We start from the raw sequence: 16,256 nt of genomic DNA, 5'->3' as shown, positions 1-16,256 counted from the left end.
ATGGCAGGGAGTTTTTTCTGTCATTGCGGACTTGATCCGCAATCCATCGTCAATCAGGCGCAACGCCGCTGCGCGGTGGATGCCGGATCAAGTCCGGCATGTCATCACCTTACAGCGGCAATTGCCCTTGCTGGGGCTGCTCGAACGGCAGCTTCATGTCGCGCAGGTCGCGCTTGGTTTCCACCAGCACCAGCGGACCGTCTTCAGAGACGACTGCCGGAGCACGTTCGCGCGGCACATGCGCCGGCTTGGGTTCCGCTGCGATCGCGGCCTGCACGGCTGCGATCTTCTGGGCGTCAGAGTTCACCCACTCCAGGCCAGAGCCCTGCGCAACTTGCGCGAGGTCCGAAACCGGAAGATCGAACTTCGACACGACGGGCATGCCGCTCTTCGGCTGGGTCTGGGGCTGGGTCTGGATCGGTGCAGGGGCCGCACGGTCAGGTGCTTGCACTGGGCTGCGAGGTGCTTGAATCGCCTCACGCGGCGCGGGGGTTGCCTCGCGTGCCGGCTCGACGTCTGCCTCCTCACGGGCAGGAGCAGCCGGGCGCTCTGCCTGCTGCACCGCCTCTGGGGCCGGCGCGTGCGACGCATCTTCGTTGGCGAACCCGGTCGGGTAGCGCAGGCGCTCGCCGGTCGGAGCTGCTTCGGCTGCATCGGCAGGACGTTGCTCAGCGTCGAGCTGTGAAGTAGCACCTTCTTCGCGCGGTGCGCGGTCACCACGCTCGCGGCGATCGCGGCCATAACGGTCGCGGGAGCGCCGCTCGCGTGGCTGCTCTTCGCCGGTGGCTGCGTCAGGTCGCGCGGCGTCCTGGTGGGTGTGCGACTCCATCACCGCGTTTGCCGCAGGTGCCTGGAAATCGCCCACTTCGGATATGGTTCCGACTGAACCGGAAGCGCCTGCGAGTGCGGAGACCTCGGCCTCTTGTGCACTGTTGGGCTGCGCCGAGTCACGTGGACCGCGATCGCCGCCACGGCCGCCACGGCCACCACGTTCACGGCGTCCATCACCACGCGGTGCGCGGTCTGTACGTTGCTCGCCCTGTGCCTCGGTTCCCTGCGGGTCCATTGGCATCACGCCTTCGGAAGATTGGCGCGGGTCATCGCGTCGCTCGCCACGGTTGTCCGGGCGAGCGTCGGTGCGGGGTTCGCGCGGCTCACGTGGCTCGCGCGGCTCGCGTTGGTCACCTCGCGCTTCGCGGGGCTCACGTGCCTCGCGCGGGGGGCGTGCTTCGCGCGGCTCGCGTCCGGCTTCGCCCCGATCACCGCCGCGCTCGCCGCCACGATCCTGGCGCTCTGCGCCACGGCCGTCACGGCGTTGTTCGCCACCTTCGCGCTGGCGCTGGCCTTCGCCTGCGCGCTGTTGCTGCTGGTTGTCGCCTTCGGCTGCGACGCGTTCGCGCCTTGGCTCGCCCTCAGGGCGTCGACCATCGGTGCGTCCTTCATTGCGTCCGTCCGAACGGCGTCCACCCTGGCGCTCGCCATCACGGCTGCCCTGGCCGCCCTGGCCGCCCTGGCCATTGCCCCGGGACTCACCGCCACGACCGCCTCGGCGGCTGTCGCCACGTCCACCCTGGCGCTCGCCGCCCTGGCCGCCACGGCCGTCGCGCGGCTCCGGCTTCTTTGCATCCGAAACAGTCGCGGCAACAGGTGCTGCAGCGGGTGCCGGTGCACCACCGAACAAGCCCTTGAGCCAGCCCATGAAACCGGTCTCGGCAGGAGCCGGCGCAGGCGTTGGTGCAGGAGCGCGTGCGGCGGCCGGTGCCTTTGCGGCGGGTTCAGCCTTGATGGCCTCTGGGGTCTCGACCTTCACGACTTCAGGCCGGGGCACTGCGACGGGAGCAGGAGCGTCCGGCAGCACGCCCTTGATGATGGGCTCCTGCTTGTTGGTGCGCTCATGCGAGCGACGCGTCACGGCCGTCGGATCTTCGATTTCCTCGGCCATGGCATAGCTGGCCTGCAGGTTGTCCAGGCGCGGGTCGTCGTGCTTCAGGCGCTCGAGCCGGTAGTTCGGCGTTTCCAGCGTCTTGTTGGGCACCATGATCACGTTCAGGCGCTGCTTGAGTTCGATCTTGGAGATTTCAGGGCGCTTCTCGTTGAGCAGGAACGAAGCGACTTCAACCGGAACCTGCACATGAACTGCGGCCGTGCCGTCCTTCATGGACTCTTCCTGGATGATTCGCAGGATCTGCAGCGCCGAGCTTTCGGTGTCGCGGATGTGGCCGTGGCCGCCGCAACGCGGGCAGGGAATCGATGCGCCTTCGGACAGGGCCGGGCGCAGGCGCTGGCGGCTCATTTCCATCAGGCCGAATTTGCTGATGGTGCCGAACTGCACGCGGGCGCGGTCTTGCCGCAGTGCGTCGCGCAGGCGGTTTTCGACTTCGCGGCGGTTCTTCGACTCTTCCATGTCGATGAAGTCGATGACGATCAGGCCGCCCAGGTCGCGAAGTCGCATCTGGCGCGCGACTTCGTCGGCGGCTTCCAGGTTGGTGCGGGTGGCGGTCTCTTCGATGTCGCCGCCCTTGATGGCGCGGGCCGAGTTCACGTCGATGGAGACGAGCGCTTCGGTGTGATCGATCACGACCACGCCGCCGGACGGCAGCTTCACTTCACGTGCGTAGGCCGATTCGATCTGGTGCTCGATCTGGAAGCGCGAGAAAAGCGGTGCGTCGTCGCGGTAGCGCTTGACCCGGGCTGCGTGCTCGGGCATGACGTGCGCCATGAACTGCTGCGCCTGGTCATAGATGTCGTCGGTGTCGATCAGGATGTCGCCGATGTCGTGATTGAAGTAATCACGGATCGCGCGGATCACCAGGCTCGATTCCTGGTAAATCAGCATGGCGCCCTTGCCGCCCTTGGACGCGCCTTCGATGGCGTTCCACAGCTTGAGCAGGTAATTCAGGTCCCACTGGAGCTCTGGTGCGCTGCGGCCGATGCCGGCGGTGCGCGCAATGATGGACATACCGTTCGGGTATTCCAGCTGGTCCATGTTCTCCTTGAGCTCGGCCCGGTCGTCGCCCTCGATGCGCCGGCTGACGCCGCCGCCGCGCGGGTTGTTGGGCATGAGCACGACATAGCGGCCGGCCAGCGACACGAAGGTCGTGAGGGCTGCGCCCTTGTTGCCGCGCTCTTCCTTTTCGACCTGGACCAGCAGTTCCTGGCCTTCCTTGATCACGTCATTGATGCGGGCCTGCGAGACCGGCACACCTTGCGCGAAGTAGCTCCTGGAGATTTCCTTGAACGGCAGGAACCCGTGGCGGTCTTCGCCGTAGTCGACGAAACAGGCTTCGAGCGAAGGCTCGACGCGAGTCACGACGGCCTTGTAGATGTTGCCCTTGCGCTGTTCGCGCCCTTCGATTTCGATTTCGTAGTCGAGGAGTTTTTGTCCATCGACGATGGCGAGCCGGCGTTCTTCCGCCTGGGTCGCATTGATCAGCATCCGCTTCATAGCGTCACCTTTTTCTTTTCAAACATCACGGCCCGAAAACGGGCCAACGATGCCTGCAGGCGGCTTTGAAACGAGAAGGAATCGCGATGGCGCGACGCAGCAGCCGGGCGGTTAGCCGGGCTGGCGTGGTGTCAGGGCGAGGAGTGGGGCGTGAAGTAAGGCGAGAGGCGGTGCGCCGCGTGGGCGCGCCCGGGTGGCCACTGCTAGTGGCGCGATGTGTGGGGTCCACGCTAGGCGAACCAGCGGCGACACTGGCACATCAGCAGGGCCCATAAGCCACCGCCAGCATGCAAGGAGGATCGCCATCAACACAGGAGTTCTCGCTTCGTTCCGTCCGCCAAATCTTGGTTTGGCGTACTCATATTCCGAAATGTTTCAAAGTGCCGGCTTGGCCATCGACTTCTTCAGTCGCGATGGCGGCATCGACCTTCCAGCGTGCCCGTGGTGAGTGCGTGGACTAAACTCCAAGGCAAATCAACCACTTACAGCGTTACGCTAGTGAAACACATTATAGGGGGCGATCCTGTCCCCGCAAGTGCACAGGTGAAATGGCTGGATGTGGACGAAGATTCCGCCGGCCAGCGGCTGGATAACTTCCTCATCCGGCACTTGAAGGGTGTGCCCAAAACCCACGTCTACCGGATCATCCGCAGTGGCGAGGTGCGCGTGAACAAGGGTCGCGCCCAGGCCGATACACGCGTCGCGGCAGGGGACAAGGTTCGGCTGCCACCGGTCCGGATTTCCGAGAGGGTCGCTGAAAAGGCCGAGGCCGTCGTGCCAGGCCGTGAGTTTCCGGTGCTGTTCGAAGATGAGCACCTGATGGCCATCGACAAGCCTGCGGGTGTGGCGGTGCATGGCGGCAGCGGTGTGAGTTTTGGCGTGATCGAGCAATTGCGCCGGGCGCGTCCGGCTGCCCGTTTCCTGGAGCTGGTGCACCGGCTGGACCGCGAAACCTCGGGCATCCTGCTGATCGCGAAGAAGCGGTCAGCGCTCACCAACCTGCAAGACCAGTTCCGGGAACGCGAGACCGGCAAGACCTATCTCGCGCTGGTGGCAGGCGACTGGCCCGCCAACAAGAAGGTGATTGACGTACCGCTGCACAAATACCTGCAGGCCGATGGAGAGCGCCGGGTGAAAGTGGTGGCGCAGGGCGACCCGGACGGGATGCGTTCGATCACACTGGTCAAAGTCGCCCAGCGGATTCGTCTCCCTCTCCCGCGAGCGGGAGAGGGTCGGGGTGAGGGTGATTCTTGCGCAGCCTCCCTGCTTGAAGTCACCATCAAGACCGGCCGCACCCACCAGATCCGCGTTCACCTGTCTTCACAAGGCTTCCCGATACTGGGCGACGACAAGTACGGCGACTTCGAATTGAACAAGGCGCTGCAGAAGGCGGGATTGAAGCGCATGTTTCTGCACGCCTGGAAGCTGACGTTCACCCATCCTGCGACGGGTGAGCCGGTTTCACTCTCCTCGCCGCTTCCGCCCGGTCTTGCGGGGTTTGCTGGCGACCACTGACTTCAGCGCATCGGCGACCTCCTGTATGGCGGTCGTCCAGTCGCCCGGCGTGGACTGGCGCACCAGCCGCATGACGCCGGGATACCAGGGCGAGTCGGTGCGCTCGGTCAGCCAGCGCCAGTCTGTGCCTATGGAAGGGAGCAGCACCCAGGTGTGCTTGCCCATCGCGCCTGCAAGGTGGGCGATGGACGTGTCCACGCAGATGACGAGGTCGAGCTGCGAGATGATTGCCGCCGTATCGGCGAAGTCCTGTACTTCGCTGCCCAGTGCCGTGATGGGTTGCCCTGCTGGTGGATTGAGCGCTTCATCTTCGCCCTGTCCTTTTTGCAGGCTCACGAACGCTGTGTCAGCAGCGGCCCACAGCGGCGCCAGGCTGGCCAGCGATGGCAACGAGCGGGCCTTGTCGTTGCGGTGCCCCTTCGCGCCCTTCCAGACGAGGCCGATCCGCCTTGCGGCAACGGGCAGGCGTGGCTTCCATTTCGCAACCCGATCGGGGTCCGCCTGCAGATAGGGCAGCGCGGCCGGAATGTTGGCGCCGTTGGTTGCGAATCGCATCGGCAGGCTCAGGACATACGCGCCGTAGTCGTACTCGCCCACTTCGCGCAGGTCCGAAATCACCGTGTCGACATCTTCCAGCGTTTCGAGCAGGGCCTTGAGCGGTTGATGGCAAACGAGCGTGAGGTGCTTGACCCCGAGTGCCTTCAACTGCTTCGCATATCGCGCGAACTGGATCGAATCGCCAAATCCCTGTTCAGGCCAGATCAGGAACGTCTTGCCTTCGAGTGGTTCACCTTTCCATTCGCGGCCCGGCAGTTTCTCTTGTGCCATGACAGCGTTCTTGAGCAGATTCGAATGGCGGTACTCGTAGTGTTCCCAACCTTCTTCGAATCGACCCTGACCCAGCAACAGCACACCCAGGTTCAGGCGCGCTTCGGGAAGGTCGGGTTGCACCTGCAGCGCGCGCCTGAACGACGCTTGCGCTTCGTCCACGCGATTGACCTGCAGCAAGAGCGCACCCAGGTTGCTGTGTGCATCGGCATAGTCGGGCTTGAGCGCGATCGCGCGGGTGTAGGCCGCTTCAGCCTCGGCCCAGTTTTTCCAGTCCATGAGCACGGTGGCGAAATTGTTGGCGTACGACGGATCGTTCGGTTTCAATTCCATCGCGCGCTTGTAGGCCTGGCCAGCGTCGTCGATGCGGCCTGCGCGTTGCATGACGGTGCCCAGGTTGTTGCTTGCATCCGCAAAATCGGGTTTGAGTTCAAGCGCGCGCGAGTACGCCATCTCCGATTCGGCCAGGCGCCTGGATTCCTGCAGCACCGTGCCCAGGTTGTTCCACGCATCGGCATGGTCCGGCTGCAGCTCCAGCGCCCGCCGGATGCTCGCTTCGGCCTGCGGCCAGAGTTTTTGCCGGATGTAGAGGGCACCCAGGCCGTTGTGAGCTGCGGCGAAGCCGGGTCTTACCTGTATCGCTCGCTCATAGCTTTGCTCGGCTTCGTCCTCGCGCCCCAACGCGACGAGCAGGTTACCCAGGTTGGCATGGCCTTCGGCGTAGTCCGGCGCTGTTTCGATGGCCTTGCGATAGGACGCCTGTGCTTCGTCGCTGCGTCCCATCGCACGCAGCAAGACGGCGAGATTGTTGTGTGCCTTCGCAAGCTGGGGTGCGAGCCGGATGACCTGTCGGTAGAACGCCTCGGCCTCGATGTGACGGCCCTGCGCGCGAAGCAGGTTGGCCATCGAAAAAGCGATCTCGACGTGCTGCGGATCGAGGTCGAGTGCGCGGCGATACGCAGCTTCTGCCTCGACGGTCTTGCCGAGTTTGCGAAGCCGGCTGCCTTCATTGCCCAGGCGCACGACTTCTTCGGCGGTGGTTGGTGCTGGAACGGGTGCGGGCGTCGTTATGGCCGACGTGATGACCAGCTTGAACAGGGGCACTTCCGGCGTCACCTCTTCGGAGTCGATGCTGGCAATCGCGGATGCGGCGCCCACAGGCGTGAGGACGAACGGGGGCGGACGCTTTTTGCTGCGCACGAATTGCTCCAGCTCGCTTCGCACCCGCGCTATCAGTGGCGCCCAGTCGCGCGCGCGTTTGTCGCGAAACACGCGCATCACGCCCGGATACCAGGGGGAGTCTTCACGATCGACCAGCCAGCGCCAGTCGGCACCGAACGAGGGCAGCATCACCCAGGTCGGCTTGCCCATTGCGCCCGACAGGTGGATCACGGACGTGTCCACGCCGATCACCAGGTCGAGTCCGGCAATCACCGCAGCCGTGTCCCCGAAGTCCCGCAGCAGTTTGCCCAGCGCAGTGATCGGCTGGCCCTCGGGCGGGCTCAGTGCTTCATCTTCGCCAGCGCCTTTTTGCAGGCTGACGAAAGAGACGCCCGGCACCGTCCACAGCGATGCCAGTGCAGCCAGGCCCGGCAGCGAACGGTTCTGGTCGTTCTTGTGGACCTTGGAGCCCTTCCAGACCAGGCCGACCCGCACTCCTTTTTTGGGCAAGCGGGATTTCCAGGGAGCGATCCGGTCTGGTGGCGCCTGCAGGTAGGGCAGTTTCGCAGGAATGGTTTCGAGTTCGGTGCCCAGGCGAAGCGGCAAGCTCATCGCGTAACACCAGTAGTCATGGCTTGCCTGGGCTGCTTTCGGGTCCACGACTTCATCGATCTCGGGTAACTGGAGCAGCAACGGCCGCAGTGACTTGCCGCAGGCCCAGGTGAGGCGCGCCAGACCCAGTGAACGCAGCATGGGTGCATATCGGGCCATCTGGATGATGTCGCCGAAACCCTGCTCCGGCCAGACCAGCAGCTTCTTGCCGTTCAGGGGCTCGCCTTGCCACATCGGAAAGGGCAGGTCGGGCTTGCCGGTCTTGAAGTCGGCCCGCGCTTCAAACCGCGCTTCATACAGCTCCCAGCCCTCGGAAAACCGGCCGTCGCCCAGGTGCAGCATGGCGACGTTGAGGCGCTGGTCCGGGCCCGGCTTGATGCTCATCGCCTTTGCAAACCGCTCCTGCGCTTCCTCCCGGCGTTCGGTGTGTTGCAGCAGGACGCCAAGATTGTTGTGGGCCCAGAAGTCGTTGGGCGAGAGTTCAAGGGCGCGCCGGAAAGCGGCTTCGGCTTCCTGGAATTTGCCCCGGTGCAGAAAGACAATTCCAAGGCCATTGATTGCCGCGCCGAAGTCGGGCCTGATTTCGATCGCGCGGGAAAACGAAGCGCAGGCCTCGTCCATGCGGCCCAGCTTCTGCAGGACGAGTCCAAGGCCGTGGTGGGCCGGCGCCGAATCGTCCCGCAACGCGATCGCGCGGCGGTAGGCTGCCTCGGCCTCAGGCAGCTTGCCCGCGTTGTTCAAGGTGTTGCCAAGATACAGCTGCGTATCGAGTGAATCGGGGTCCAGGCTTTCGGCCTTGCGTAGCGCGGCTTCCGATTCGTCAAAGCGACCGCAATGCTCCAGCAGGTGGCCCAGGAGTCGATGGGTCGATGGGTTGTCGGCCTGCGAGTCGATCGACGCCCTGAGTGCGGCCAGGGCTTCATCGACCTTGCCGGTCTGCAGCAGCAGCACCGCCAGCAGGTGATGCGCGTCGGCATTGTGTGGGTCGATCTCCAGGGTGCGGTGAAAGACAGCCCTGGCATCCGCCACGCGTCGCAGCGAGTGCAGCATCTGGCCCAGGTTGTTCAGGAACACCGGGTCTTCGCGAAGCGACAGTGCCTTGCGCATGTGCTGCTCGGCCTCGGCGTAGCGTTTTTCGCGCAGCATCACGCCGCCCAGCAGGTGCCAGGCATCGGCGTGGGAGGGATCGGCTTGCAGGACTCTTTCGTAGCCGGCCTTCGCTTCGTCCACGCGCCCCGCCTGGTGGGCAGCAAATGCGGCCTTGAATTCTTCTGCGACGGGGGAAGCAATTGCAGGGACGGGTTTCATAGACGTTGCCGCACGGTCATTCGCAAATTGTTCCAGCGCCGCTCGGACGCGCTCCACGAGTGGCGCCCAAATGCGTTGATCGTCATTTCGCCACAGACGCATCGTGCCCGGATACCACGGCGAATCGTCCCGGCCAATGAGCCATCGCCAATCCACGCCGAGCGAAGGCAGCATCACCCAGGTCGGCTTGCCCATCGCACCTGCAAGGTGAATCACCGATGTGTCGACACCGATGACCAGGTCGAGTTGGTCAATGACGGCAGCAGTGTCGCTGAAATCCTGCAACAGGTGACCGAGCGCCACGATGGTCTGCCCCGGCGGAGGGTTCACCGCCTGGTCTTCGCCCGCGCCTTTTTGCAGGCTCACAAAGGTGATGCCCGGTATCGACCAGAGGGGCGCAAGATCAGCCAGGCCCGCAAGCGAGCGGCGGGCGTCGTTGATATGGCTGGCCGAACCCTTCCAGGCCAGCCCGACCTTGATGCCCGTTGTGGGAATCCTGTCGCGCCACTGCCTCACCTTGTTCGGGTCTGCGCGCAGGTAAGGAAGCTGGGCGGGAATCGTTTCGAGCGTGGTCCCCATGCGCATGGGCAGGCTCATCGCGTAGCACCAGTAGTCGTGCGGCTGCGCAGCGGTGTCTCTTGTCGTCACCTGGTCGATGCCGGGCACGGCTGCCATCAGCTCGCGCAGTGGTTCGCCACAAACCCACGTCAGCTTCGATACGCCCAACTGCTTGAGCATGGGCACGTAGCGCACGACCTGCAGGGTGTCGCCATGGCCTTGCTCACTCCAGACGATGAGCGATTTGCCTTCAAGAGGCTCGCCCGCCCATTGGGGAAACGCATAGCCGGGTGAACGGATAGATCCATCGAACAGGTCCGGCTTGTGCCGGGCTTCGTAGTAGGGCCAGCCTTCTTGCATCCGGCCCATCGACAGCAGCAGCATTCCCATGTTGAGCAGCACATCGGCGTCGTGCTGCAAGTCGCCACTTTCCGGTCGCAGCGCCAGGGCGCGCCGCACGACCGCTTCAGATTCTTCGCGGCGGCCCATGTCCGCGAGCACGATGCCCAGGTTGTTCAGGGCCCAGAAATTGTCCGGCTCCAGTTCGACCGCACGCCTGAATGCGCTTTCCGCCTCGTGGAATTGGCCGCGCTCGCGTTGGGAGGTCCCGATGCCGTTCAGGGCGGCTGCGAAGTCGGACTGGAGGGCCAGCGCCTTGCGGAACATGGCTTCGGCTTCGTCCCAGCGGCGCAGGCGATGCAAGGCGACGGCCAGCCCCTGGCAGGACTGCGCCGTGGCGAGTCCCAGTTCGAGGGCTTTGCGATGGCATTGTTCAGACTCGCGCACTCGCCCGCGACGCCCCAGGACGTGGCCGAGCAGGAACCAGGCTTGCGCAAATGGCGGGCTGAGCCTGATGGCCTTGCGCAGTTCGCCTTCTGCCGCTTCGAATCGGCCGGCACGGTACAGGACGTCAGCGAGTTCGTGCCGCATCTCAACGGCGGCTGGCGCAAGCTCGATTGCGCGCCGCAGGGCCTTCTCGCAGGCATCCAGTCTTTTTTGCGCCCGGAGCGCCCGGCTCAGGTTCAGGTGGAAGAGCGGGTCGTCGCGCAGCGCCAGCGCCTTCAGGAATGCCTCTTGCGCACCTGCAAAGTCGGCCAACTGGAGTAACACGCCGCCCAGCAAATGCCAGGCGTGCGGGTTTGCCGGGTCATCGGCCAGCACGTTCAGGCACGCTGCTCGGGCCTGCTCGAACCTGCCGCCCCGCAGTGCTGAAGTCGCGCCCGCAAGCAGGTTCATTGCCTGGTCCGTTGCAATTGCTTGTGGGGTCGGGGCGGTCGGTCGGGCTTTTTTCAAGGGCGGTGTCAATGGCTGCATCTTTATACCTGCAAGCGCTGCCACAGCGCGCCCTTGATAATCAGGTCATGACCCAGCCGCGCCCCCGCCGTTTCGACCTGATTGCATTCGATTGGGATGGCACCCTTTTCGACTCCACGAAGATCATCGTGCGCTGCATACAGCGCGCCGTGGTCGACGTGGGCGGACGCGAGCCGACCGAGGAGGCCGCCTCCTATGTCATCGGCATGGCGCTATCGCAGGCGCTGGCTCACGCAGCGCCTGACGTGCCCAGGGAAAAACACCCTGAACTGGGCCAGCGCTATCGGCACTATTACGCGCAGCACCAGGACGACCTGGTCCTGTTCGACGGCGTGCTGGAAATGCTGGACGAACTGCGGGGCCGGCAGCACCTGCTGGCGGTTGCCACGGGCAAGTCGCGCCACGGCCTGGACGACGCGCTTCGCACCGTGCAACTCAAGGGCCGGTTCCACGGCTCGCGCACCGCTGATGAAACCGCCGGCAAGCCCCACCCCCTGATGCTCAGGGAGCTGATGCAGGAGTTCGGCTGCACACCGCAGCGCACACTCATGATCGGCGACACGACGCACGATTTGCAGATGGCCGTGAACGCCGGTTGCGCGTCTGTCGGCGTGAGTTATGGCGCGCACGAACCCGCTGCATTCGATGCGCTTTCTCCGTTGTTCGTCGCGCACCGCGTCAGCGAACTGCGGGCCTGGCTACTTGAAAATGCGTGACCATCCCCAGCGCCTGCGATAGCCCCATGGAAGAAGTCATTCCCCTTTGCAGTTCGACCGATCTGGCAGATGGCGGCATGGCCGTGCCGTTTGATGTTTCCTATGGCGGCCAGACCTGCCGGGCGTTTGCTGTGCGCTGGCAGGGGCAGGTTCATGCATACCTCAACCGCTGCACGCACGTGGCGATGGAAATGGACTGGCAACCCAACCGGTTCTTCGACGACTCTGGCCGATGGCTGCTTTGCAGCACGCACGGCGCGGTGTACCAGCCCGACACGGGCGAATGTGCCAGTGGGCCCTGCCGCGGAGGGCTTGTTCGCATCATCCTCTCGGAACACGGGGGTGTGGTGCACTGGCATACTGACTACAACCTAAAACCGATCGAGTTCTGACATGCAAGATACACAGCCTCCGGCGACTTATCCGGAGGAGCCGCACGCGCAGGCATCTGCTGCGGCACGGGAAACCGAACGCCTCCTGGCCATGGAGCGCGCCACCTTCGAAAAGCTCATGTTTGCGACGCTGGAAGAGCAGCGCACGAACCGCCGCTGGCGCCTGTTCACGCGCATGGCGTGGTTGCTGTTCTTTGTCGTGCTGTTCTGGTCGTTGATGCATCGTGGCGCGAGCACCGACAAGTCGCTGCCCCACACCGCCGTCATCGAGATCAAGGGCGAGATCGCCTCGGGCAGCGATGCGAGCGCCGAGACGGTGGTCGCCGCCATGCGCAGCGCATTCGAGGACACCGGTGCGCAGGCGCTGGTGTTGCTCATCAACTCGCCCGGTGGCAGCCCGGTGCAGGCCGGCATCATCAACGACGAAATCCGCCGCCTGAAGGCCAAGTACAAGAAGCCTGTTTATGCAGTGGTCGAGGAGTCGTGCGCATCTGCGGCTTACTACATCGCAGCAGCCACCGATCGCATCTACGTCGACAAGGCGAGCATCGTGGGCAGCATTGGCGTGCTGATGGACGGCTTCGGATTCACCGGCCTCATGGACAAGCTTGGCGTCGAGCGCCGCCTGATGACGGCCGGCGAGAACAAGGGCTTTCTCGACCCGTTCAGCCCCCAGACCGAAAAGCACCGCGTGTTCGCCCAGGGGATGCTCGACCAGATTCACAAGCAGTTCATCGATGCCGTCAAGGCAGGCCGTGGCAAGCGCCTCAAGGAAACACCTGAGCTCTTCACCGGCCTCTTCTGGACCGGCCAACAGGCCGTGGACATGGGTCTGGCCGACCAGTTGGGCAATCTCGACTATGTGGCCCGCGAAGTGGTCAAGGCCGAAGACCTGGTGGACTACACCCGTCGTGACAATGTGGCAGAGCGGCTGGCCAAGAAGTTCGGCGCTTCCATCGGCGAAGGTGCCGTGCGCGCCCTCAAGGCAATTCCGGCGATTCGCTGATTGCTGTAGCCGGGCCGGCCCTTCAGCGGCCAATCAGGAAGACGGCGGGCGTATCGTTGGCGACCGGGCAGGGGGCGCCCCGCCATGCTTTCACCGCGCGGCTTGCGGTGACCTCGGCTGGCAGCGTCAGGGCGCTGCCCACGGCAAGCCGGGTCTGGGTCTGCAGCGTCTTCACGAGCGCTTCCCACATCGCGAGGTTGCGGTAGGGCGTCTCGATGAACATCTGGGTTTGTCCTTTCAACGCCGCCGCCTCCAGCTCCCGAATGCGCTGGGCGCGCTGCGTTGCATCCTGGGGCAGATAGCCCACAAAGGCGAAGTTCTGCCCGTTCAATCCGCTGGCAGCCAGCGCCAGCAGGAGCGAGACCGGACCCACCAGCGGCACCACGTCGATGGCGAGGTCGTGAGCGGCGCGCACGACCGACGAGCCCGGATCGGCCACTGCAGGCATTCCGGCTTCGCTCAGCAGTCCCATGTCCCTGCCTTGCAGGGCTGCGGCAAGCAGGGGTCGCGCATCGAATTCGCCGCCGTGGTCGCCCTTTTTGTGCACCTCGCGCGGGAGTTCAACGATTGACTGCTCCTGCAGGGACAGCGCGAGCGGATGAACCTCATGAATGCGCTTGAGGTAAGCCCGCGCGCTCTTGGCGTTTTCGCAGATCCAGTGCGTGACCAGCGAGGCCGTGTGCAGTGTTTTGTCGGGCATCACGCCCGACAGGGGCCCCGGTGAGCCGGTGCCGAAATCCAGGGGCGCGGGGACGAGAAAGAGTTTGCCGTGTGGCATGGGGGGCTGAATTCAGAACAGCCGGATGCCGGCTTCGCGCAGCATCTGGCAGGTGCGGATGAGCGGCAAGCCGACCAGCGCTGTGGGGTCGTCGCTTTCGATCGATTCCAGCAGTGCAATGCCCAGGCCTTCACTCTTGGCGCTGCCTGCGCAGTCGTAGGGCTGCTCTGCCCTCAGGTAACTTTCGATCTCGGCAGCGCCGAGGTCGCGAAAACGCACTTCGACCGGCGCAAGGTCGACCGCCTCAAACCCGGTAGCGCTGCAAACCACCGCGACCGCCGTCTGGAAGACGACCCTGCGGCCGCTCATTCGTCCGAGCTGGGCAACTGCGTTGGCGTGATTGCCGGGTTTTCCCAGTGGCTCGCCTTCCAGATCTGCGACCTGGTCCGACCCGATCACGACCGCATCCGGAAATCGTGCTGCGACTGCAAGAGCCTTCGCGCGCGCCAGCCGCAAGGCCAGCTCGCGCGGCGACTCGCCTTGCAGTGGCGATTCGTCCACGTCAGGCACTGCGACCTCGAATGGCAATCGCAAGCGCGACAGCAGCTCACGGCGGTAAATGGAGCTCGAACCCAGCACGATGGAGCGGTTGGTGGGCATGGTGGCGGCTTCAGGCATCGTTCGATTCTCTTACACTGGGCCGCATGACAAGGCAGTTCTCGGCAGGTCGGCTCGATGTGAAGTCTTTTGCGGAAGATGGATCGTCACTCCACGGTGAAGTCCCGGTGCGCGAGTTCGCGCGCATTTTTGCGGAAACGCAAGGTCGCGCAGTCGATTCGCAGGTGGCCTGGAGCGCCCAAGGGGAGTTGCGCAACCCTGGTCACGTGAATCCGCAGGTCTGGCTGCATCTGAAGGCTTCGACCGAGCTGCCCCTGACCTGCCAGCGATGCATGGGCCCGGTGGACGTGCCCATTGCTTTCGACCGGTCCTTTCGCTTTGTCGCCGACGAGGAAACCGCCGCCACGCAGGATGACGAGTCGGAAGAAGACGTGCTCGCGCTGAGCCGGACTTTCGACCTGGTGGAGCTCATCGAGGACGAAATCCTGATGGAGATGCCAATCGCCCCGTTCCATGAAATCTGCCCGGAAAGCGTGCAATTGTCTGCAGTCGATGACGGTTTTGAGGAGGCTGGGGGCGCGCGGGAAAACCCGTTTGCCGTCCTGGAGACGCTCAAGTCCGGGGTCAAGAAGGGCTAGTGATGGCCGTGCGGGAGACGGTGGGCTATAATCGCGGGCTTCGCCCAGCAATCACCAACCAACCGCCCTTGCGTCATGTTTCATGGCACTGGGCCTTGAATCCAGGAGCCCATCATGGCCGTCCAGCAAAACAAGAAATCGCCGTCCAAGCGCGGCATGCACCGTTCGCACAATGCCCTGGTGACGCCAGGCATTGCAGTCGAGCCGACCACCGGCGAAATCCATCTTCGCCACCACATCAGCCCCACCGGCTTTTATCGTGGCCGCAAGGTGCTCAAAACAAAGCACGACGCCTGAACCTGACAGGCATCGATTAAGGCCCGACTGCCTCGCAGTGCGGGCCTTTTCATTTGTCAGTCGCGATTACATTTAGTGCCATGACTACTCTGGCCGTCGATTGCATGGGTGGTGACCACGGCCCTGTCGTCACACTCGCCGCCTGCAAGAATTTCCTGGATCATCACCCGCAAGCCCAACTGCTTCTGGTGGGTGCAGCCGACAGGCTGGCCGCTTTCAAGCACTCCCGCGCTCGAGTCATCGCAGCGACCGAAGTGGTTGCCATGGATGACTCCGTCGAAGTGGCATTGCGGCGAAAAAAAGATTCATCCATGCGCGTCGCGATCCAGCAGGTCAAGGATGGCAACGCGCAGGTCGCCGTTTCAGCGGGCAATACCGGCGCGCTCATGGCGCTGGCTCGCTATCTCCTGAAGACTGAAGACGGCATTGATCGCCCAGCCATTGCATCTCCGTTGCCGAACGCCAAAGGCGGGTCTACCACTGTGCTGGACCTCGGCGCCAATGTGGACTGCACGGAGCATCATCTGCTGCAGTTTGCGGTCATGGGGTCCGCCCTGGTTTCTGCGCTGAACAATGTGGAGTCGCCCAGCGTGGGTCTGCTCAACATTGGTGAGGAAATCATCAAGGGTAGCGAAGTGATCAAAAAGGCAGGTGAATTGCTTCGATCTGCCGCCAACAATGGCGATCTCAATTTTTACGGCAACGTCGAAGGTAACGATATCTTCAAGGGAACGACCGAAATCGTGGTGTGTGACGGTTTTGTCGGAAACGTCGCGCTGAAAACCAGCGAAGGCCTGGCTTCAATGATCGGAGGGTTCCTCAAGGAAGAGTTTTCCCGTAACGCATTGACGAAAATTGCGGCAATTGCTGCTTATCCCATCCTATCTGCGTTTAAAAACCGGGTCGATTACCGTCGATACAATGGAGCTGCATTGCTGGGCCTGCGGGGGCTTGTCTTCAAGAGTCACGGCTCTGCAGATGAGTTTGCTTTCGAGCAGGCTTTGAACCGGGCGTATGATGCGGCCCGAAACAAGCTGCTGGAACGTGTGCAGGCCCGGATCGCCCATGCGCGGCCCTTGCTGGCAGCCAGTGAAGAGACCCAAGCAACGGCCGATGCCGTCGTCACCTGA

11 protein-coding genes are annotated in these 16,256 nt (G+C 63.7%); 7 read left to right on the top strand and 4 right to left on the bottom strand.

Annotated elements, in window-relative coordinates; all coding sequences use genetic code 11:
• Nucleotides 1–109: 109 nt before the first annotated feature.
• Nucleotides 110–3,445: an Rne/Rng family ribonuclease gene (locus tag AQ12_RS17410; protein ID WP_048441218.1), complete on the bottom strand. Its 3,336-nt coding sequence runs from the start codon at nt 3,443–3,445 to the stop codon at nt 110–112.
• Between the two features lie 498 nt (nt 3,446–3,943).
• Here AQ12_RS17410 and AQ12_RS17405 point away from each other — a divergent pair, with 498 nt between their 5' ends.
• Nucleotides 3,944–4,960 (top strand): RluA family pseudouridine synthase, encoded by a 1,017-nt coding sequence (locus tag AQ12_RS17405; protein WP_082151658.1) that lies wholly within the window; start codon nt 3,944–3,946, stop codon nt 4,958–4,960.
• On the opposite strand, the gene AQ12_RS22250 is transcribed toward AQ12_RS17405, so the two are convergent.
• Nucleotides 4,907–10,663: a tetratricopeptide repeat protein gene (locus AQ12_RS22250; protein ID WP_053076781.1), complete on the bottom strand. Its 5,757-nt coding sequence runs from the start codon at nt 10,661–10,663 to the stop codon at nt 4,907–4,909. The two genes, AQ12_RS17405 and AQ12_RS22250, sit on opposite strands and share 54 nt — an antisense overlap.
• Before the next feature lie 125 nt (nt 10,664–10,788).
• Between AQ12_RS22250 and AQ12_RS17395 the strand changes: the two genes are divergently transcribed.
• Genes AQ12_RS17395 through AQ12_RS17385 form a run of 3 tightly spaced genes read left to right on the top strand, consistent with a single transcriptional unit; the run spans nt 10,789 to nt 12,855 of the window.
• Entirely contained in the window at nt 10,789–11,457 is a 669-nt protein-coding gene (locus AQ12_RS17395) for an HAD family hydrolase (protein ID WP_048441280.1), read from the top strand.
• Between the two features lie 26 nt (nt 11,458–11,483).
• On the top strand, nt 11,484–11,849 hold the full coding sequence (locus AQ12_RS17390) for a Rieske 2Fe-2S domain-containing protein (protein WP_048441217.1): 366 nt from the start codon (nt 11,484–11,486) through the stop codon (nt 11,847–11,849).
• Between the two features lies 1 nt (nt 11,850).
• A complete protein-coding gene (locus tag AQ12_RS17385) occupies nt 11,851–12,855 on the top strand; it encodes a S49 family peptidase (protein WP_048441216.1) in 1,005 nt (334 codons plus the stop codon).
• A gap of 22 nt (nt 12,856–12,877) precedes the next feature.
• Here the strand turns inward: AQ12_RS17385 and AQ12_RS17380 are convergent, their stop codons facing one another.
• On the bottom strand, nt 12,878–13,633 hold the full coding sequence (locus tag AQ12_RS17380; RefSeq protein ID WP_048441215.1) for an SAM-dependent methyltransferase: 756 nt from the start codon (nt 13,631–13,633) through the stop codon (nt 12,878–12,880).
• Nucleotides 13,634–13,645: 12 nt separating this feature from the next.
• Nucleotides 13,646–14,251, bottom strand: a complete 606-nt coding sequence (locus tag AQ12_RS17375) for a Maf family nucleotide pyrophosphatase (RefSeq protein ID WP_048441214.1) — start codon at nt 14,249–14,251, stop codon at nt 13,646–13,648.
• 26 nt (nt 14,252–14,277) lie between these two features.
• Between AQ12_RS17375 and AQ12_RS17370 the strand changes: the two genes are divergently transcribed.
• The 3 genes from AQ12_RS17370 to plsX all read left to right on the top strand — a co-directional run bounded on the left by AQ12_RS17370 (nt 14,278) and on the right by plsX (nt 16,256).
• Nucleotides 14,278–14,829 carry a DUF177 domain-containing protein gene (locus AQ12_RS17370; RefSeq protein ID WP_048441213.1) on the top strand — a complete coding sequence of 184 codons (552 nt, stop codon included), beginning with the start codon at nt 14,278–14,280 and terminating at the stop codon, nt 14,827–14,829.
• A gap of 114 nt (nt 14,830–14,943) precedes the next feature.
• Entirely contained in the window at nt 14,944–15,126 is a 183-nt protein-coding gene (gene rpmF, locus AQ12_RS17365) for a 50S ribosomal protein L32 (protein WP_048441212.1), read from the top strand.
• Between the two features lie 80 nt (nt 15,127–15,206).
• Entirely contained in the window at nt 15,207–16,256 is a 1,050-nt protein-coding gene (gene plsX / locus AQ12_RS17360; RefSeq protein ID WP_048441211.1) for a phosphate acyltransferase PlsX, read from the top strand.

It is taken from the genome of Caenimonas sp. SL110 (assembly GCF_001044395.1).
GTDB lineage: Bacteria > Pseudomonadota > Gammaproteobacteria > Burkholderiales > Burkholderiaceae_C > Ramlibacter.
This window is presented reverse-complemented; position numbering and strand designations above follow the sequence as displayed.